Here is an 18137-nt window from a genome sequence, read left to right as displayed (position 1 = left end):
CGCCCCGACGGACGGCGCCCCGTGGTCACGAGTGGTGACCGCGGGGCGCCGTGCTGTGTGGGGCGACCGGGCGGGGCCCCCGACGTCAGCCGATCAGGCCGCGGCCCACGATCATGCGCATGATCTCGTTGGAGCCCTCGAGGATCCGGTGCACGCGCAGGTCCCGGACGAGCTTCTCCACGCCGTACTCGTGCAGGTAGCCGTAGCCGCCGTGCAGCTGCAGGGCGGTGTCGGCGGCCTCGTAGCCGTGTTCGGTGGCCACGAGCTTGGCCATGGCGCACAGGCGCACGGTGTCCGGGTCGTTGCGGTCCAGGGCGTCCGCGGCGCGCATGAGCATCGTGTGGGCGGTCTCCAGCTTCACGGACATGTCCGCGAGCTCGAACACGAGGGCCTGCTTGGTGGTGAGCGGCTCGCCGAACGCGCTGCGCTCCTTGAGGTAGCGGGTGGCCTTGTCCAGGGCGGCCAGGCCGCCGCCGATCGAGCAAGCGCCGATGTTCAGGCGGCCGCCGTTGAGGCCCTTCATGGCGATGCGGAAGCCGTCGCCCTCCTCGCCGAGGCGGTCGGCCACGGGCACGCGGACGTCCTCAAAGATCACCTGGCGCGTGGGCTGGGTGTGCCAGCCCATCTTCTTCTCGTTGGGGCCGAAGGACAGGCCGGGGGTGTCCTTGTGGACCACGACGGCGGAGATCCCCCGGGCGCCCGTGTCCGCGGTGCGGCACATCACCACGTAGCAGTCGGACGCGCCGGCGCCGGAGATGAACTGCTTGACGCCGCTGAGGACGTAGTGGTCGCCGTCGCGGACGGCGCGGGTCTTCAGCGCGGCCGCGTCCGAGCCGGCGCCGGGCTCGGTGAGGCAGTAGCTGGCCAGGTGCTCCATGCCCACGAGGTCGGGGATCCAGCGGGCGCGCTGCTCGTCGCTGCCGAAGGAGTCGATCATCCAGGCGACCATGTTGTGGATGGAGATGTAGGCGGCGAAGGCCGGGTCCGCCTTGGCGAGCTCCTCGAAGATCAGGATCGCGTCCGTGCGCTCCAGGCCGGTGCCGCCGTGCTCCTCCCCCACGTAGAGGCCGCCCAGGCCGAGCTCGCCGGCCTCGGCGAGGACGTCCACCGGGAAGTGCTTCTCGGCGTCCCAGTCGAGGGCGTGCGGGGCGACGCGCTGCTCGGTGAAGTCGCGGACGGCGTCGACCAGGGCCTTCTGGTCGTCGGTGATGGGGAACATGGGTTCGTCCTCCTGGGACTCGGGCCGGCCGGGCGGGCGGTCCACGACGGGGTGGTGCGGGGGTGACACCGCGGGCGGCGACAGGGTGTGACTGTCGTCACCATGATAATAGGACATCCAATGATCAGCCGTGTCGCCGCCGGGCCGTGGGCTAGCGTGCTCCCCGTGCAGACCACCACCAGCCCCACCGCGGACTCGCCCACCGGCCCCCGCTCCCACCCCTCCGGCCGCACGGAACAGCTGTTCGGCATCCGCCGCCACGCGCTGATGACCGAGCGGGACGGCGCCCTCAACCCGGCCGCGTTCGAGGTCGGCCCGTGGTGCCTCGACCTGGACGGCCGGCCCACCGGCGCGGCGGCCACCGTGATCATGGACAACGCCACCGCGGTGGCCGTGCACCACGCGGCCCGAGACATCGAGACCGTGGTCACCACCGAGCTGCAGGTCAACGTGCTCGGCCCGCTGCCCGCCTTCGACGCGGCGGTCGCGGCCGGGGACGAGGACGGCCCGCTGCTGGAGTGCTGGACCCGCCCGCTGGCCTGGGATGCTGCCGGCGGCGTGGCCCGCGCGTGGCTCGAGGACGCGGACGGGCGTCGCGTGGTCGAGGCGACCGGCTGGTTCCAGTCGGTGCCGGCCGGAGCGCCGGAGCGGATGGCCGAGTTCGTCTGGGCCGGACGGCTGCCCCGCGGGGCCGAGACCCGCGTGCCCATGCCGGGGCTGCTGGCCGCCCGCCCCGAGTCGTTGCCGACGGCTGATCCGGACGTGCGCCCCGCCGTCGACGCCGCGGCGACCGCGGGCGCCCGCTTCGCCCCGAAGCCGGAGCTGGCCAACCCGTCGGGCGCGGTCCACGGCGGGGCCATGACGCTGCGGGCGGTCACCGCCGCGCAGGCGGCCATGCCGGACCGCGAGCGCTACGACGTCCAGGCTGTGCGCGTGGTGTTCGTGCGCCCGGGGCATGGCGAGATGGTCGCCCTCACACGGGTGCGACACGCCGGCCGGTCCCTGCGCCTCGTGGAGGTGGACCTCGTGCCGGCCGGCGCCGACGGCGTCCCCGTGGCCGACAAGCCGATGGTCCAGGTGCAGGTCACCTTCCGCGCCGCCCGGAGCTGACGCCCCGCACGCCCGAGCACCCGAGCGCTTTCGAACGTGAGAAAGGGCCTATCCCACGTTCGAAAGCGCTCATTCCCCCGAGATCACGTTCGAAAGTCCCGGTGGGAGGAGGAGGGGCCGTCGTCGTGCGGCCGGCTCAGCGGCCCACGGTGCCGAACCGGGAGGCCACGGGGGCCGTGAAGGCGGGCTTCAGGAAGAACCACGCGGCGGCGGTGACCGCCACGCTCACGAGGAACACCACGAGGCCCCACGCGTCGGTGGCCCCGCCGCGCGAGGTGTACATGTGGTTCAGGTTCGTCAGCAGGCCCGTGAAGGCCACGAGGAACACATGCACCACGATGAACGCCACGAAGAAGACCATCACCGGGAAGTGCACCTTGCGGGCCACCTCCATGGGGAACGCCTTGTTCAGTCCCTTGGCCTCCGTGGGGAACCACGAGGACATGCGCCAGCCCGTGAGGGCGGCGAGCGGGGCGGCCACGAACACCACCAGCGCGTAGGAGAGCATCTGCAGCGCGTTGTAATGCACCCAGCCGTTCTCCGTGGGCCAGTCCAGGGACAGGTACTGGATGCCGGCGGACAGGGCGTGCTGGAACACGTGCGGGTCCGTGGGCACGATCCGCGCCCAGTGGCCGGTGACGATCAGCAGCACCACGAAGATCACGCCGTTGAGCAGCCACAGCGCGTCGAGGGCCTGGTGCGTCCAGATGGTGAGCGAGAACTTCTTCGGGGTGTTGCCCCGCGCGGAGAACAGGCCGTCCTTCGTCGGAGTGAAGTTGGCCGGCGGCCGCGTCTCGTGACGGATCTGCAGGCCCGTCCGGATGATCAGCACCATCAGGAACATGTTCAGGAAGTGCTGCCAGCCCATCCACCAGGGCATCCCCTCGGGGGTGCCCTCGGGCAGGACCGGGTGCCCGTCGTAGGTCGCGATGAAGTCCGCCACCGGGTCGAGGCTCCGCAGCCAGCGTCCGGCCAGCACTGCGAGCAGCGCCAGCACGACGACGCCGGCCACCGCCGGCAGCGCCTTGCGCAGGCGGGACGGGGCGGCGGATTCGGCGGCGTCCGTCTCCGCGGCCCGAGCGGGCGTGCCGGTGGCGGCCCCGGGGGCGGCCCGGGGCGGCTGCGCGGTGGAGGCCGGCGGGGCCGAACGGGTGTCCGGCGCGGTGGGAGCCGGCTCCGCAGCCGGCGCCGCGGCCACGGGGGCGGCGACGGCCGGTTCCGCATCGGCCGGCTCCGCGGCGGCGGGCTCGGCGGTGGCCGGCTCGGCGACGACCTCCTGCGCCACCATCTCCGGCGCGGTGGGGCCGCCCACGGCGGCGAGCTCGGTGAACCACTCCCCCTCCCGGGCGAACGGCACGTACCCGGCCATGCGTCGCCGCTTCGCGAGCGGCACGAGGTCGGACTCCACGGGAGCGCCCACCCCGGCCGCGGCCGGCGCACCGGTCGCGGAGGCGACGACGGCCGCCACGTCCGGCACGACGGGCTCGGTCTCCGCGGGTGCGGGGGCCCGCGTCGGGGACGCCGAGGCGGCGATCGGCTCGGGCGCGACGGACCGCGCCGGGGCGGCGGCCGGGATCGATCCCGCGGCCGGGGCGGGGGCGCCGCCGAGCCACTCGGCCTCGCGGGCGAACGGGACGTACCCGGCCATGCGGCGTCGCGCGGACAGGGGCGTGAGGCCCGACGTCGGCGCGGTCGGCGCCACCGGGACGGCGGCCGCGGCCGAGGCGGGGGGCGCCGTCGTGGTGTCCTGCGCCGGGGCGGGGGCGGGCTCGGTCTCGGCCGGGGCGCCCTTCAGGGGGACGTAGCCGGCCATTCGCTGCTTGGGCATGCTTCTCCTCGTCCGAGGGGCGCGGTCCGCAGCGGACCGCGCCCGCACCGGTTCAGCCGCGGCGGGTGCGCAGCTGCTCGATGACCTGCGGGACCACCTGGAAGATGTCCCCGACCACGCCGAAGTCGGCGTGCTCGAAGATCTCGGCGTCCTCGTTCTTGTCGATCGCCACGATGGTCTTGGCGGTCTTCATGCCGGCCAGGTGCTGGATGGCGCCGGAGATGCCGAGGGCGATGTACAGGTTCGGGGACACGATCACGCCGGTCTGGCCCACCTGGCGCTCGGCCGCGGTGTAGCCGGAGTCGACGGCGGCACGCGAGGCGCCCACGGCGGCGCCGAGCTCGTCGGCGAGCTGCTCGACGATCGCGAAGCCCTCCTCGGAGCCCACGCCGCGACCGCCGGCGACGACGGTCTTCGCGCCGCGCAGGGGCGGACGGGCGGAGTTCTGCGTGCGGGCGTTCACCTCGAGCACCCGGGCGCCGGCGGTCACCGGGCCGAGCTCGGCGGCGGCCAGCTCCACGACCTCGGGCGCCTCGACGGCCGGGGCCCGGTCCGCGACGGCGCCGGGGCGCACGGTGATGATCCGGGGGCCGCCCTCGCCGGTGGACTCGCTGAGGTAGTCGCCGCCGAACACGGAGTGGCGGGCGATGACCTCGTCGTCGGCCCAGCGCAGCCCCACGGCATCCGCGCAGACGGGGCCGCGGGCGCGGACGGACAGGCGGCCGGCCACCGCGCGGGACTCGGGGCTGCCGGAGAGCAGCACGGCCACGGGCGCGGTGCGGGCGGTCGCGGCGGCGAGGGCCTGCACGGCGGCGTCGCCCAGGGTGGTGGCGGCGTCGTCGGCCACGAGGACGTGGACGCGCGTGGCGCCGTACTCCCCCAGACGGGCGACGGCGGCGTCCCTGCCCTCCGCGCCGGTCACGAGGACGGCCTCGGGCACGCCCACGGTGGCGGCGGCGCCGAGGAGCTCGGCCACGATCGGGCGGAGCGCTCCGTCCGCGCCGATCTCGGCGTGCACCAGCACGGTCTGGCCGCTGTTCGCGGCGTCGGTCTGCGTCGTCATCTCGGTCTCCTCCACGTTCGCGCTCACACGAGCCCCCGACCCGCGAGGAACTCCACCAGCCGCTCGGCGGCGGTGCCGTCGTCGGTGACCTTCTCGCCCGCGGCACGCTCGGGACGCGTGTCCGCCGAGACCATCACGGAGCGGTAGGCGGCCTCGGCCGGGCCCGCGGCGATGCCGAGGTCGGCCAGGGACAGCACGGTGAGCGGCTTCTTCTTGGCCGCCATGATGTTCTTGAAGTTCGGGAACCGCGGCTCCGCGGTCTTCTCCGTCAGGCCCGCCACGGCGGGCAGGGCGACGGCGGCGCGCACGTCCGCGTCCGAGGTCGCCACGGTGCCGGTCAGCTCGCCGTCGGCCAGCTCGGGGGCCTCGGCGTGCGGCAGGTAGGGCCGCTCCAGGAGCTCGGCGACCATGGCGGGCACCACGCCGGTGCCTCCGTCCGTGGACAGCGTGCCGGCGAGCACGAGGTCGGCGCCCTCCTTCTCGACGGCCGCGGCGATCACGCGAGCCGTCTGCACGGCGTCCGAGCCGACGAGTGCGTCGTCGGTGATCTGCACGGCGGAGTCCGCGCCCATGGCCAGCATCTTGCGCAGGGTCTTCGAGGAGTCCTCGGGGCCCACCGTCAGGGCCACGACCTCGATGTCCGCGCCGGCGTCCCGCCAGCCCAGGGCGACCTCCATGACGCGCTCGCTGATCTCGTCCGGCACGGGCTCGGCCGCGCCGTCGCGCACCACCCAGCCGGTCTCCAGGCTCAGCTCACGCTCCTGCCACGTGTCCGGCACCTGCTTGGCCAGCACCAGGATCTTCACGGCCTCTCCTCCTTGGGTCGCGGTCTCGCCCCGGGGCCTCCGCCCCGAGCGCGGCGACTTACGCTACAGACTACGGGTCCGCGCACATCCGGGCCGCATGACCCCCGCGCGGGAGCGGCCGGGGCCGCCGTCGTCGGCCCGCGCGTCCGGACCATGATCGCCCGAACCGAGGAGGCACCGTGAGCCCCGCCGCCCCGCCCGCCGAGCCGTCGGCCGCCGAGGACCGGCCCCGGGTCCCGGCGGTGCCCGCCTCCTCCCTCGTGCTGGTCAGACCCGGGGCCGGCGGCGAGATCTCGGTGTTCACCGTCCGCCGCGCCGGGACCATGGCCTTCAGCGCCCACGCCACGGCCTTCCCCGGCGGCCGCGTGGACCCCGCGGACGACCTGCCGGACCGGCTGTGGGAGGGCACGGATCTGGCCGAGTGGGGCCGGCGCCTGGGGCTGCCGCACGAGCCCGTGGACGCCCACGGCACCCTCACGGAGCTCGACCCCGCCGAGGGCGCCGGTCGCGTGCTGGCCGCCGCCGTCCGCGAGACGTTCGAGGAGACCGGAGTGCTCCTGGCCCGGGACGCCGTCACCGGCACTCCCGTGGACCCGGCCCGGGTGGCCGCGTTCCCCGACGAGCTGCGCGACGCCGTCGAGCGCCACGAGGTGGACTTCGGGGAGCTGCTCGACCGCGAGGGGCTGCGCCCCGACGCCGGCGCGCTCGTGCCGTGGTCCCGGTGGATCACCCCGCACGGGGGCCCGCGCCGCTACGACACGTTCTTCTTCGCCGTCCACCTGCCGCAGGGTCAGTCCCCCGAGCGGATGTCCTCCGAGGCGGCCAGCCACGGCTGGGCGTCCCCCGCCGAGCTGCTGCGCCGCTTCCGGGCCGGCAAGGTCAACCTGATGGCCCCCACATGGTGGCAGCTGCGCACCCTGGTCGACGCCGGCGAGGACATCCACGCGGGCCGCTCCCGGTTCGAGCCCCTCGAGGGGGTCATGCTCGTGGCCGGGCAGGGGCCCGTGTTCCCCCACGCGGACGAGTATCTGCGTGACCTGACGGCGTTCCGCGCGGCCGCGCAGGTGGAGGAGTCCAAGGACAACATCCTCTGAGCGCTCCCGGCTCCGGGCCGTGCGGTGGGTGACGGGCCGGAGAGCAGCGCGGACCGCGAGCCGCGACCCCATGGCCTGCAGGGCCCCGTGCCCCTAGTCTGGTCTGCACTGGATCTCCCGGCTCCGCGCGTCCGGCCCCCACCCCCGGCCACCGCGCGTCCCGCTCGCACCCTAGGAGCACTGCATGGCGCTCAGCGTCCTCGACCTGTTCTCGATCGGCATCGGCCCGTCCTCGTCCCACACCGTGGGACCCATGCGCGCCGCCCGCCGCTTCACGGACAGCATGGGCCAGCACGGCGTCCTCGAGCGCACGGCCCGCGTGCACGCCGAGCTGTTCGGCTCGCTGGCGGCCACCGGCGTGGGCCACGGCTCGGACACCGCGGTGCTGCTCGGCCTGGCCGGCCAGGACCCTGAGACCATCGACCCGGACGCCTGCACCGGGCTCGTGGAGGAGATCGTCACGGGCGGCCGGCTGCCCCTGGACGGGCGCCACGAGATCGCCTTCGACCGGCAGGGCGACCTGACGCTGCACATGCGCGAGTCCCTGCCCGGGCATCCGAACGGCATGCGTCTGACCGCCTACGACGACGCCGGCGAACAGCTTCACACCCGCGACTACTACTCGGTGGGCGGCGGCTTCGTGGTCACCTCGGACGAGCTCGAGGCCGAGCTGGACGCCACCAAGGACGTCAACCGCACCGACGACGGCGACACCGGCGAACCGTACCCCTTCTCCACGGGCGCCGAGCTCGCCGCCCGCTGCCACGAGGCGGGCCTGAGCATCGCGGAGCTCATGCTCGCCAACGAGGCCACCCGGCACGACCTCGACGAGCTGCGCACCCGGCTGCTGGCCATCTGGGCCGTCATGGAGGAATGCGTCCACAACGGCGTGACCCGCACCGAGCCGATCCTGCCCGGCGGACTGCAGGTCCGCCGTCGGGCCCCCGCGCTGCGGGAGCACCTGCTGCAGACCACCGACCGCACCGACCCCATGTGGGCCATGGAGTGGGTCAACCTCTTCGCGCTCGCGGTGAACGAGGAGAACGCCTCGGGCGGGCGCATCGTCACCGCGCCCACGAACGGCGCCGCGGGCATCATCCCGGCCGTCATGCTCTACTACATGCGCTTCGTGCTCCCCAAGGGCGCCACGCAGCAGGAGCGGGACGACAAGGTGGTCGAGTTCCTGCTCACCGCGGCGGCGATCGGCATCCTGTACAAGCGCAACGCCTCCATCTCCGGCGCCGAGGTCGGCTGCCAGGGCGAGGTCGGCTCGGCCTGCTCCATGGCGGCGGGCGCGCTGTGCGCCGTGCTCGGCGGCACCGTGGACCAGGTGGAGAACGCGGCCGAGATCGGGATCGAGCACAACCTCGGGCTGACGTGCGACCCCGTGGGCGGCCTGGTCCAGGTGCCGTGCATCGAACGCAACGCGATCGCGTCGGTGAAGGCCATCAACGCGGCCCGGCTGGCGCTGCTCGGGGACGGCTCGCACCGGGTGACCCTGGACCAGGCCATCAAGACCATGCGCGACACCGGCGCGGACATGAAGTCCAAGTACAAGGAGACCTCGCGCGGCGGCCTGGCCGTGAACGTCATCGAGTGCTGATCGCCCGGGTCCGCGGCCCAGCGCCGCTCCGGTCGGGACGGACGGGGCACCCGTCCGCTAGCGTGGGGCCCGATCCGCACCCTGCCCCCCGAGCGCGAGAGGACCGACGTGGCCATTCATCCTGTGGACGCGACCCTGGAGGCCGCGAAGATCGATCCCGACCAGCGTGCCGAGCGGCTCAAGGGGGTGAAGCTCGACGGCGCCGGCTGGAAGTACGCGCTCACGCGCGCGCTCAAGGAGTTCGGCAACGACGGCGGCACCGACCTGGCCGCGAAGCTCACCTACTACCTGGTGCTCTCGCTGGCCCCCTCGCTGCTGGCCGTGTTCTCCATCCTGTCCCTCGTGCTCGCCTCCAACCGCGGAGCCATCGACGATCTGCTGGGGCAGCTGACCGGTCTGGTCCCGAGCGACTACCAGGCGCTCGTCACGAACCTGGTGACCACCATGAGCGACTCGGCCGCCTCAGGCGGCGGGATCATCGCCCTCGTCATCGGCATCGCGACCGCCCTGTGGTCCGCCTCCGCGTACGTGAAGGCGTTCAATCGCTCGGCCAACACGGTGTACGGCTACGAGGAGGGCCGCGGCCTGGTGAAGCTGACGCTGACCAACCTGCTCACCACGCTCATCCTGATCGTGGGCATCGTGGTCGTGCTGATCTCGCTGGCGCTGAACCGCTCACTCGTGGACGGCTTCCTCCAGCCGATCGCCGGGCCGCTCGGCATGACCGGCGTGGTGAACTTCCTCTCGGACACGTTCCTGCCGGTGTGGGCGTGGGTGAAGTGGCCCGTCGTCGTCCTGATCCTGCTGGTGCTGATCGCGACCCTGTACTACACCACCCCGAACGTCCAGAAGCCGCGCTTCCACCTCTTCGGCCCCGGCAACATCGTGGCGCTGGTGGGCATGGTGCTGGCCGCGGTGGCCCTGTCCGTGTACTTCACGCAGTTCGCCGGCTACTCGGCGTACGGCGCGATCGGCACGATCATGGCGCTGCTGTTCGCCCTGTGGATCTTCAACATCGTGCTGCTGCTCGGCCTGGAGGTCGACGCCGAGGTGGAGCGTGCCCGCCAGCTCGAAGCCGGCCTGCCCGCCGAGGCTCGGGTGCAGCTGCCCCCGAAGGACGTGGCCGGGGTGGAGAAGCGCGCCGAGAAGCAGACGGCCGTGGAGGAGCGCGGCTACGAGCTGCGGGCGGTCCACGAGGGCCGCTGACCGCACCCGATGCGGCGCCCTCAGCGCCGGGCCGCCCGGTAGCCGTCCGCCTGGGCCGCGGCGGCGGAGGCGTAGCAGTTGCGCGCGTTGGTCTTGCCGTAGTGCTGCTGACCGGGCATGTGGTAGATGCCCGAGTTGTCGTTGGCCTTGACCGGGTGGGAGTCCGGGCACACGGAGTCGGCTCCGCGCACCGGCCCCGCGTCGCCGGCCGCGGGGGCCGCCTCCGGGGCGGGGGCCGGGGCCGCCTCCGGGATGGGCTCGGCCGCGGTGCCGCACTCCCCGGAGAACCTGCCGACGCCGTTCGCCCGGGCCTGCTCCCACGCCGCCTCGACCTCGGGCAGGAAACGGTCGTTGCCGTCGAAGACCGCCGGCTCGCCATAGCCCAGGCGGGCCATCTCGGCGTTGACCAGGACGCCGTCGGCGTACACGCCGGCGAGGAGGCGGTCATAGCGGTCGTAGAGCCGGCGGTCGTACCGCAGCACCACCGTGTCGCCGGGGCTGATCATCGACTTCAGCGCCGCCGTCGCCTCCGGGCCCATGCACTCGACCGGCTTCGAGGGGTGACGGGTCTCGGGGGTGTCGATGTTGAGCAGGCGCACCCGCGTGGACACCTCGCCGAGGGTCACGCGGAGCGTGTCGCCGTCCGAGATCGACTCGACCGTGACCACGTCTCCCTCGACGTCGGCCGGGGCGGCGGGCGCCGCCGGCTCGGCACTGCGGGAGCCTTCAGCAGTACGCGACTCCTCCGCGGCACGTGCGGCACGCGACTCGGCGGCCCCGCTCGAGGACGACGCTGCGGCGCGCGAGCTCTGCGCGGCGGAGGATGAGGCGGCCAGCGACGACGCAGCGGCGCGACTCGTCGCGGCCGCGTCGACGGACGGGGTGGGCGTCGTCGGCATCGTGCTGACCGACGCGGAGGTGTCGGCGGCGCTCTCCGGGGTGACGCCGTCGTCGGTGGCGGTGCAGCCGGTGAGCAGGAGCAGAGACAGTGCGGCCGCGGGGAGCGCCGCGCGCAGACGGGCAAGGGGCACGAGGATCCTGGAGGGGAAGGGACGGGGACATGACGAAGGCCCCGCCGTGAGGCGGGGCCTTCGGATCACCACATCATCGCATGTGGGAGGCACAGGGGTTGCTGCACGTCACAACAGCCTCGTCCCCCGTTCCGTCAACGACGACGGGGGTCAGCGGCGGCCGTCGATGGGGTCGCCGCCGCCGTCGAGGGCGTCGAGGACGAGGTCGCGGGCCTCGCCCGTCGCGGACCGGCGGGAGAGCAGCAGCGCGGCCAGCCAGCACAGCAGGACGATCGCCGCGCCGCCCCACGCCAGGAGGGCGAGGCTGCCCGAGAGCAGCCCCGTGCCGTCCGCGCGGCCGACGCCGATCCACACCAGACCCCACGCGAGCGCGAACGCCGGAGCCGGGCGGCCGCCGTTGTACACGGCCGTGAACGCACCGATCAGCACGGCCACCACGAGCATCACCTTCGCCCAGAGGGACGACTGCCCCGGATCGCCGACGACGCCGGTCGAGGCCAGCCACGCGGCCAGGTTCGCCACGGCGGCGATCGAGACCCAGCCCAGATGCAGGCCCTGCACCCCGTCCAGGAGGATCCGCTCACCCCAGCTGTGCGCGCGGACGGATTCGAGGAGCACCAGGATCCACGCCAGGCACGCCAGCAGCAGCGCGATCACCACGACGCTCAGCCCCAGCAGCCCGGCCTGCACCGTCCAGATCCACGCGGCGTTGAGCAGCACCGAGACCAGGATCCACGGTCGCAGGCGGTCGTGACGGGCGGACTGGGCCGAGGCGAGGAACTGCCACACGGCGTACGCCAGCAGCCCCGCGTAGATCACGGACCAGATGCCGAACGCGGGGGTCGCCGGGGACACCCAGGTGGCGTCCGGGCCGAGCCAGCCGCCCGCGGCCTCGGCCACGGGGGTCAGGCCGCCGACGACGCCGGAGCCCAGGAACGCGGCCACGACCGCGAGGATCACGACCACGAGCATGGCCACCCGGCCGCCCGTCGAGGACAGCCCCGTCCCCGAGCTGGGGACGCGCGCCGCGGCGTCGGGGCCGAAGGGGCTGCGGGACGGGCCGAGGTCGGTGGCGGTGCTCATGGGTGCTCCCGTGGGGTGATCGTCGGGGGTGTGCCCCGGGCGGGGCGGGTCTCAGGGTCAGCGTAGCCGCCGGGCCCATCGCGGGCACGGGCCACCGCGGCCTAGGGTGGGGGCATGCGCACTTCCTCCCCGATAGGACTCCTGCTGGACGTGGACGCCCCCGTGGCCTCCACCGAGACCCGGACCGTGCCGGAGGGGATCATCGACGTGCTCGTCCGCCTCGCGAGGCGCGGGGTGCCGGTCGGCTTCAACACGGGCCGCTCCACGGACTTCCTCCTGCACAACCTGATCGCCCCGCTGCGCGACGCGGGCCTCCCGGACGACGCTCCCTTCCACGCGATCTGCGAGAAGGGCGCCGTGTGGTTCCCGTTCTCCGCGGTGCCCTCCGGGGACCTGCCCGACGTCACCGTGGACGGCACCGCCCCGGACTGGCTCCGCACCGACCCGGACATGGCCATCGACGCGGACACCCGTGATGCAATCTGGGCCCTCAACGATGAGCGCGCCGGGGACCTGCAGTTCACGGACCACACCAAGCTGGCCATGGTCTCCCTCGAGAAGACAGTGGGCGCGGACCAGACGGAGTACGAGCGGGTGCGCGACGACGTCGCCGCGCGCGTCGAGGATCTGCTCGCCGAGCGCGGACTCGCCGAGGAGGTGCGCGTGGCCCCCTCGGTGATCTCGGTGGACGTCGAGCACCGCTCCTCCGGCAAGGACCTGGGCGTCGAGCGCTGCTTCGACCTGCTGGCGGAGGCGGGCACCCCGGTGCCCGAACGCTGGCTCACCGCGGGCGACTCGCGCAGCGACTACGCCATGGCCGACCGGCTGCACGAGCGCGGACTCGCCGTGGAGCACATGGACGTGCGGCCCGCCGACGGCGTCCCCGAGAAGCCCTACGGCGTGGTGACGGCGGCGATCCTCGCCGAACGCGGCATCGGCGACGCCGACGACGTCCACGAGCGGGCGGGCGAGTCCCTGCTGCGCTGGGTGGAGCGCGACCTGTTGCGCTGACCAGGCCGGACGCCCCCTCTGCGGGCGGCCGACCCTCCCCGGGCCTGGACCTCGACCCCTAGCGTGGAAGGGAATGCCGCGCCCCTGCCGAACCGGCCCGGGCGCCTCCCGACCAGAGAGAGGTTCCACCGTGGCCACCGTCGCCCAGAACATCGTCGAGACCCTCCACGCCTCGGGCGTGCGCCGCATGTACGGCGTGCCCGGGGACTCCCTCAACGGGCTGACCGAGGCCCTGCGCTCCCACGGCGGCATCCAGTGGGTGCACACCCGGCACGAGGAGACCGCGGCCTTCGCCGCCTCCGCCGAGTCCCAGCTCACGGACGAGCTCGCGGTCTGCGTGGGCTCGTGCGGTCCGGGCAACCTCCACCTGATCAACGGCCTGTTCGACGCGCAGCGCTCGCGCACTCCGGTGCTCGCGATCGCCGCGCACATCCCCTCGGAGGAGATCGGCTCGGGCTACTTCCAGGAGACCCACCCGCAGGACCTGTTCCGCGAGTGCTCCGTCTACGTGGAGCACGTCTCCTCGGCGGACCAGATGCCCCGCATGCTGCGCACCGCGATGCGGGCCGCCGTCGAGCAGCGGGGCGTGGCCGTGCTCGTGATCCCGGGCGACGTGGCCCTCACCGAGCTCTCCGCGAAGCCCGAGGTGATCCGTCACACGCCGTCCCGCGTCATCCCGGCGGACTCCGTGCTGCGCGAGGCCGCCGAGGCCCTGGACTCGTCCAAGCGGATCACCATCCTGGCCGGCGCGGGTGCGGCCGGCGCCCACGACGAGGTCGTGGCCCTGGCGGAGCGCCTGCAGGCCCCGATCGTCCACGCGCTGCGCGGCAAGGACCGGATCGAGTACGACAACCCGTATGACGTCGGCTTGACCGGCCTGCTCGGCTTCGCCTCCGGCTACCACGCGCTCAAGGAGGCCGAGACGCTGCTGATCCTCGGCTCCTCCCTGCCGTACCGGCAGTTCTACCCCGAGGACGCCACGGTCATCCAGGTGGACGTGCGCGGCGAGCAGATCGGCCGACGGGTGGCCGTGGACGTGCCGCTCGTGGGCGGCGTGAAGGAGACGGCCCAGGCCCTGCTGCCGCTGCTGCGCGGGAACTCGTCGTCGGCGTTCCTGGACAAGGCGCTCAAGCACTACGCCAAGACCCGCAAGGACCTCGACCAGCTGGCCTCCCCGGGACGCGGACGCGTGCATCCGCAGTACGTGGCCCGCCTCCTCGACGAGCTGGCCGACGACGACGTGGTGTTCCTGCCCGACGTCGGCTCCCCCGTGATCTGGGCTTCCCGGTACCTGACGATGAACGGGCGCCGCCGGATCATCGGCTCCCTGTCCCACGGCTCCATGGCCAACGCGGTCACCCAGGCGGTCGGCGCCCAGGCGGTCGACCCCACCCGCCAGGTGGTGGCGATGGCCGGCGACGGCGGGCTGGCCATGATGCTCGGCGAGCTGATGTCGTTCGTGCAGAACGGCCTGCCCGTGAAGACGCTCGTGTTCGACAACGACTCGCTGAACTTCGTGGAGCTCGAGATGATGGCCGCCGGGTTCGTCCCCTACGGGACGAGCCTGGAGAACCCGGACTTCGCGGCGATCGCGGAGGCGATCGGCATCAAGGGCTTCCGCGCGGACCACACGACGGACCTGCCCGCGGTGATGCGCGAGTTCCTCGCCCACGACGGGCCGGCGCTGCTGGTCGTCAAGACCGAGCGTCAGGAGCTGACGATCCCGCCGAGCATCGAGTTCGAGCAAGCCAAGGGCTTCGCGCTCTACGCCATGCGCACCGTCCTGGACGGCAAGGGCACCAAGCTGCTCGACCTCGCGAAGGCGAACCTGCGCCAGCTCTTCTGACCTGCCGCGCACGACGACGCCCCGGACGCTGGCGGCGTCCGGGCCGTCGTCGTGGTGGGGCGGGGAGAGCCCAGCCCCGCCGGTAGGTCAGGCGCGGTGGGCGCCGCCCTCGGCGACGATCGGGTGCTCGGCCGTGCCGGCGACGCCCTGGGTGATCAGGCCGTCGGCGCGGTGCTCCCAGAAGTCCGCGTTGCGGATGCCGAGCGGGCGCGGGTCGAACTGCGGGTCGAGACCCTGGCGCTTCTGTGCGCGGTAGTCCTTGAGGGCCTGGAGGGCCGGGCCCTGCAGCACCAGGATGCCGAGGATGTTCAGCCAGGCCATGGAGCCCACGCCGATGTCGCCGAGGCCCCAGGCCGCACCCGTGGTGGCGACGGCGCCGTAGGCCACCGACACGAGGATCAGGGCCTGCAGGAAGCGCAGCGCGACGCGGCGGACCATGCCGTTGCGCAGGTTGCGCGTGAGGAACACGATGTTGACCTCGGCCATGTAGTAGTACGCCACGATCGTGGTGAAGGCGAAGAACGCCAGCGCCACGGCCACGAACGTGGGGCCGAAGCCGGAGAACATGGCGTCGAAGCCGGTCTGGACGAAGGCCGGGCCCTCGGAGGCCGTCGGCGAGACGATGCCCTCGAACAGCAGGCCGGAGCCGGACCCGTCCGAGTACACCCGGTAGGCGCCCGTGGAGATGATGATGAACGCGGTGGCCGAGCAGACGAAGAGCGTGTCGATGTACACGGCGAACGCCTGCACGAAGCCCTGCTTTGCCGGGTGCGAGACCTCGGCGGCCGCGGCGGCGTGCGGGCCCGTGCCCTGGCCGGCCTCGTTGGAGTAGACGCCGCGCTTCACGCCCCACTGGATGGCGAGGCCGAGGATCGCGCCGAACACGGCGTGCACGCCGAACGCGCTGGCGAAGATGGAGCCGAAGACCTCGGGGATCTGGTCGAAGTTCAGGAACAGCACGATCAGCGCGAGGATGATGTACAGCACGGCCATCACGGGCACCACGTAGACGGCGAACGTCGCGATGCGCTTCACGCCGCCCAGGACGATGAAGGCCAGCAGGATGACCATGGCCAGGGCCACGACCCAGGCGGGCACGGCCCACGCCTCGCCCACGGCCGCGGCCACGCCGTTGGCCTGCACGCCCGGCAGGAAGTAGCTGGTGGCGAAGACGGTGACGACGGCGAACAGGATGGCGTACACCTTGAACGCGGGGGCGGCGGCCGTGTGCTTGTAGGCCTTCTCGAAGTAGTACGCCGGGCCGCCGCGGTACTCGCCGGTGTCCGGGTCGCGCTCCTTGTAGATCTGGCCGAGCGTGGACTCGATGAAGGACGTGGCGGCGCCGAGCAGGGCCATGACCCACATCCAGAACACGGCACCGGGGCCGCCGAACGCGATGGCTGTGGCGACGCCGCCGATGTTGCCCATGCCGACGCGGCCGGCGAGCGACATCATGAGGGACTGGAGGGACGAGGTGCCGTCCGCGGAGTCCTGGCCCTCGCGGAGCTGCTTCACCATGTCCGGGATGTTCACGAACTGCAGGAACATGGTCCGGATGGTGAAGTAGAGGCCGACGATCAGGCAGAGCCAGATCAGGGCCGGGGACCAGATGACGTCGTTCACGGCGGTGATGAGATCTGCGAAGGACATGGGGTCTCCAGATCGGGTGGGGATGGCCGGTGCGGTGCGAGCTCCGAGCGGCGGCCGCCGGCGGTCCCGGACGACTGGGGAGAAGGATACGCGCAAATGTGACCCGCGTCTCGCATCCAGCGGGGCGGATGAGGAGTCCGGGCGCGCCCTCCCCCGTCGACGGCGGTCCCCGACATGCGAAAAGCCCCGGAACCACTGGGGTCCCGGGGCTTGCCCGCGGAGGATGGGGGATTTGAACCCCCGAGGGCTGTTAACCCAACACGCGTTCCAGGCGTGCGCCATAGGCCGCTAGGCGAATCCTCCTTGGTGCGCCCTCATGCGGCGGACCGCGCGAGGGCAGGCTCCATCATAACCAGATCGTCCTGGGCCGCGCCAATCCCCCGCGGGAGGCGAGGGCCCGGTCCGGGTCTCACCGTGGCCCGAATCGCCCCGCCCACCGCCACCCTGGTAGAGTCGTGGGCGGCCCCTCACGTGGTGTCATCTCGCTGAACTCCCCCAGGACCGGAAGGTAGCAAGGGTAGGTGGGCTCTGGCAGGTGCGTGAGGGGTCTTCACTTTCCCCAGGAGATCCCATGCCCGCCGGACGCTACGCCCCCTCCCCCACGGGAGCCCTGCACCTGGGCAACCTGCGCACTGCGCTCGTCGCGTGGCTCGCCGCGCGCGCCACGGACCGCGCCTTCCTGCTGCGGGTCGAGGACCTGGACCGCGTCCGCTCCGGGGCCGAGGCCGGGCAGCGGGCGGACCTGGCCGCCGTCGGGCTGGATTGGGACGCCGAGCCGGTGCGCCAGTCCGAGCGCACCGCCCTGTACGACGCCGCCGTGGCCGCCCTGCGCGCCGCGCACGGCACGGACGCGGTCTACGAGTGCTTCTGCTCGCGCAAGGACATCGCCGAGGCGACGTCGGCCCCGCACCCCAGACCCGACGACGGCGCCCCCGCCTCCGGCGGCGCCGTGCCGCTGCGTCCGCCCGGCTTCTATCCGGGCACCTGCCGTGGCCTGACCGAGGCCGAGCGGGCCGAGCGACGGCGGGTGCGCCCCGCCGCCCTGCGGATCGACGCGGCGAAGGTCGCTGGCCTGCCGGCGGGCGAGATCCCCCGCGCCACCGCCGTGGACGTGCTGCACGGCGAGGTCACGGGCCTGGTCGACGACCTGGTGCTGCGACGGAACGACGGGGCGTACGCGTACAACCTGGCCGTCGTCGTGGACGACCTGGCGCAGGGCGTGGACCAGGTGGTCCGCGGGGACGACCTGCTCGACTCGGCCCCGCGCCAGCGCTGGCTGGCCGGGGCGCTGTGTGCCGCGCGCGGGGAGCCGACGCCTGCGGTGGAGTACCTGCACGTGCCGCTCGTGCTGAACGCGGAGGGGCGGCGGCTGGCCAAGCGGGACGGCGCCGTGACCCTCGAGGACCTCGCCGCGCAGGACCCGGCGTGGACCCCCGAGCGGGTGCGGGACCGGCTGCTGGAGTCCCTCGGCCTGCCCGCGGGACCGCTGGCGGCCGCCGTGCCCGCGTTCGACCCGGCCGCCCTGCCGCGTGATCCGTGGGTGTTCACCGGGCTCTGAGCGGGCCGGCGCCCTGGTCCGCCGCAGGC

At 73.4% G+C, this 18137-nt stretch carries 14 protein-coding genes, 1 tRNA gene and 1 other RNA gene; 8 read left to right on the top strand and 8 right to left on the bottom strand.

All coding sequences use genetic code 11. The features are described 5' to 3' along the window. Positions 1–85 precede the first annotated feature (85 nt). Positions 86–1219, bottom strand: coding sequence for an acyl-CoA dehydrogenase family protein (locus NR072_RS03475; RefSeq protein ID WP_256836135.1), 1134 nt, complete (start codon positions 1217–1219; stop codon positions 86–88). A gap of 165 nt (positions 1220–1384) precedes the next feature. Between NR072_RS03475 and NR072_RS03470 the strand changes: the two genes are divergently transcribed. Continuing rightward, positions 1385–2329: a PaaI family thioesterase gene (locus NR072_RS03470; protein ID WP_170079762.1), complete on the top strand. Its 945-nt coding sequence runs from the start codon at positions 1385–1387 to the stop codon at positions 2327–2329. A 136-nt stretch (positions 2330–2465) separates the two neighbouring features. Here NR072_RS03470 and NR072_RS03465 read toward each other — a convergent pair whose 3' ends face one another. Genes NR072_RS03465 through NR072_RS03455 form a run of 3 tightly spaced genes read right to left on the bottom strand, consistent with a single transcriptional unit; the run spans position 2466 to position 6026 of the window. Continuing rightward, on the bottom strand, positions 2466–4157 hold the full coding sequence (locus NR072_RS03465; RefSeq protein WP_256836132.1) for a cytochrome b/b6 domain-containing protein: 1692 nt from the start codon (positions 4155–4157) through the stop codon (positions 2466–2468). A 52-nt stretch (positions 4158–4209) separates the two neighbouring features. After that, positions 4210–5247, bottom strand: coding sequence for an electron transfer flavoprotein subunit alpha/FixB family protein (locus NR072_RS03460; RefSeq protein WP_063189078.1), 1038 nt, complete (start codon positions 5245–5247; stop codon positions 4210–4212). After that, positions 5244–6026, bottom strand: a complete 783-nt coding sequence (locus tag NR072_RS03455; RefSeq protein ID WP_063189076.1) for an electron transfer flavoprotein subunit beta/FixA family protein — start codon at positions 6024–6026, stop codon at positions 5244–5246. Before NR072_RS03455 ends, NR072_RS03460 begins: the two co-directional genes overlap by 4 nt. Before the next feature lie 179 nt (positions 6027–6205). On the opposite strand from NR072_RS03455, the gene NR072_RS03450 reads away from it, so the two are divergent. From NR072_RS03450 to NR072_RS03440, 3 genes are all read left to right on the top strand, one after another. After that, positions 6206–7120, top strand: a complete 915-nt coding sequence (locus NR072_RS03450) for an NUDIX hydrolase (protein ID WP_063189073.1) — start codon at positions 6206–6208, stop codon at positions 7118–7120. Positions 7121–7304: 184 nt separating this feature from the next. Continuing rightward, positions 7305–8723: an L-serine ammonia-lyase gene (locus NR072_RS03445; protein WP_141843803.1), complete on the top strand. Its 1419-nt coding sequence runs from the start codon at positions 7305–7307 to the stop codon at positions 8721–8723. A gap of 108 nt (positions 8724–8831) precedes the next feature. Beyond that, the gene (locus tag NR072_RS03440; RefSeq protein WP_225348892.1) at positions 8832–9929 is read left to right on the top strand and encodes a YihY/virulence factor BrkB family protein; all 1098 of its coding nucleotides are present in this window, start codon (positions 8832–8834) and stop codon (positions 9927–9929) included. A 20-nt stretch (positions 9930–9949) separates the two neighbouring features. Here the strand turns inward: NR072_RS03440 and NR072_RS03435 are convergent, their stop codons facing one another. Further along, entirely contained in the window at positions 9950–10960 is a 1011-nt protein-coding gene (locus NR072_RS03435; RefSeq protein ID WP_170079760.1) for a thermonuclease family protein, read from the bottom strand. Between the two features lie 150 nt (positions 10961–11110). Beyond that, a complete protein-coding gene (locus NR072_RS03430) occupies positions 11111–12043 on the bottom strand; it encodes a TspO/MBR family protein (protein WP_060974368.1) in 933 nt (310 codons plus the stop codon). A 114-nt stretch (positions 12044–12157) separates the two neighbouring features. Between NR072_RS03430 and NR072_RS03425 the strand changes: the two genes are divergently transcribed. Next, positions 12158–13054: a haloacid dehalogenase gene (locus NR072_RS03425; protein ID WP_101965625.1), complete on the top strand. Its 897-nt coding sequence runs from the start codon at positions 12158–12160 to the stop codon at positions 13052–13054. Positions 13055–13184: 130 nt separating this feature from the next. Then, positions 13185–14900 (top strand): ubiquinone-dependent pyruvate dehydrogenase, encoded by a 1716-nt coding sequence (poxB, locus tag NR072_RS03420; protein WP_078025394.1) that lies wholly within the window; start codon positions 13185–13187, stop codon positions 14898–14900. Positions 14901–14987: 87 nt separating this feature from the next. Here poxB and NR072_RS03415 read toward each other — a convergent pair whose 3' ends face one another. Continuing rightward, a complete protein-coding gene (locus tag NR072_RS03415) occupies positions 14988–16550 on the bottom strand; it encodes a sodium:alanine symporter family protein (protein WP_225348891.1) in 1563 nt (520 codons plus the stop codon). Between the two features lie 217 nt (positions 16551–16767). Continuing rightward, positions 16768–16853 (bottom strand) — tRNA-Ser (locus NR072_RS03410). A 155-nt stretch (positions 16854–17008) separates the two neighbouring features. On the opposite strand from NR072_RS03410, the gene ffs reads away from it, so the two are divergent. After that, positions 17009–17105: signal recognition particle sRNA small type (gene ffs, locus NR072_RS03405), an RNA gene on the top strand. 16 nt (positions 17106–17121) lie between these two features. After that, positions 17122–18108 carry a tRNA glutamyl-Q(34) synthetase GluQRS gene (gene gluQRS, locus NR072_RS03400; protein WP_135101697.1) on the top strand — a complete coding sequence of 329 codons (987 nt, stop codon included), beginning with the start codon at positions 17122–17124 and terminating at the stop codon, positions 18106–18108. The last annotated feature ends 29 nt before the right edge of the window (positions 18109–18137 follow it).

The organism is Micrococcus sp. Mcc89, from assembly GCF_024519795.1.
GTDB lineage: Bacteria > Actinomycetota > Actinomycetes > Actinomycetales > Micrococcaceae > Micrococcus > Micrococcus luteus.
The sequence above is the reverse complement of the archived record's forward strand: the minus strand, read 5'-3'. Positions and strand labels throughout refer to the sequence as shown.

What these genes read in the sequence shown, in the direction of transcription:
- NR072_RS03475 (WP_256836135.1), bottom strand. Translation starts at nt 1,219, where the DNA reads ATGTTCCCCATCACCGACGACCAGAAGGCCCTGGTCGACGCCGTCCGC.
- NR072_RS03465 (WP_256836132.1), bottom strand. Translation starts at nt 4,157, where the DNA reads ATGCCCAAGCAGCGAATGGCCGGCTACGTCCCCCTGAAGGGCGCCCCG.
- NR072_RS03445 (WP_141843803.1), top strand. Translation starts at nt 7,305, where the DNA reads ATGGCGCTCAGCGTCCTCGACCTGTTCTCGATCGGCATCGGCCCGTCC.
- NR072_RS03430 (WP_060974368.1), bottom strand. Translation starts at nt 12,043, where the DNA reads ATGAGCACCGCCACCGACCTCGGCCCGTCCCGCAGCCCCTTCGGCCCC.
- NR072_RS03425 (WP_101965625.1), top strand. Translation starts at nt 12,158, where the DNA reads ATGCGCACTTCCTCCCCGATAGGACTCCTGCTGGACGTGGACGCCCCC.
- NR072_RS03415 (WP_225348891.1), bottom strand. Translation starts at nt 16,550, where the DNA reads ATGTCCTTCGCAGATCTCATCACCGCCGTGAACGACGTCATCTGGTCC.
- gluQRS (WP_135101697.1), top strand. Translation starts at nt 17,122, where the DNA reads ATGCCCGCCGGACGCTACGCCCCCTCCCCCACGGGAGCCCTGCACCTG.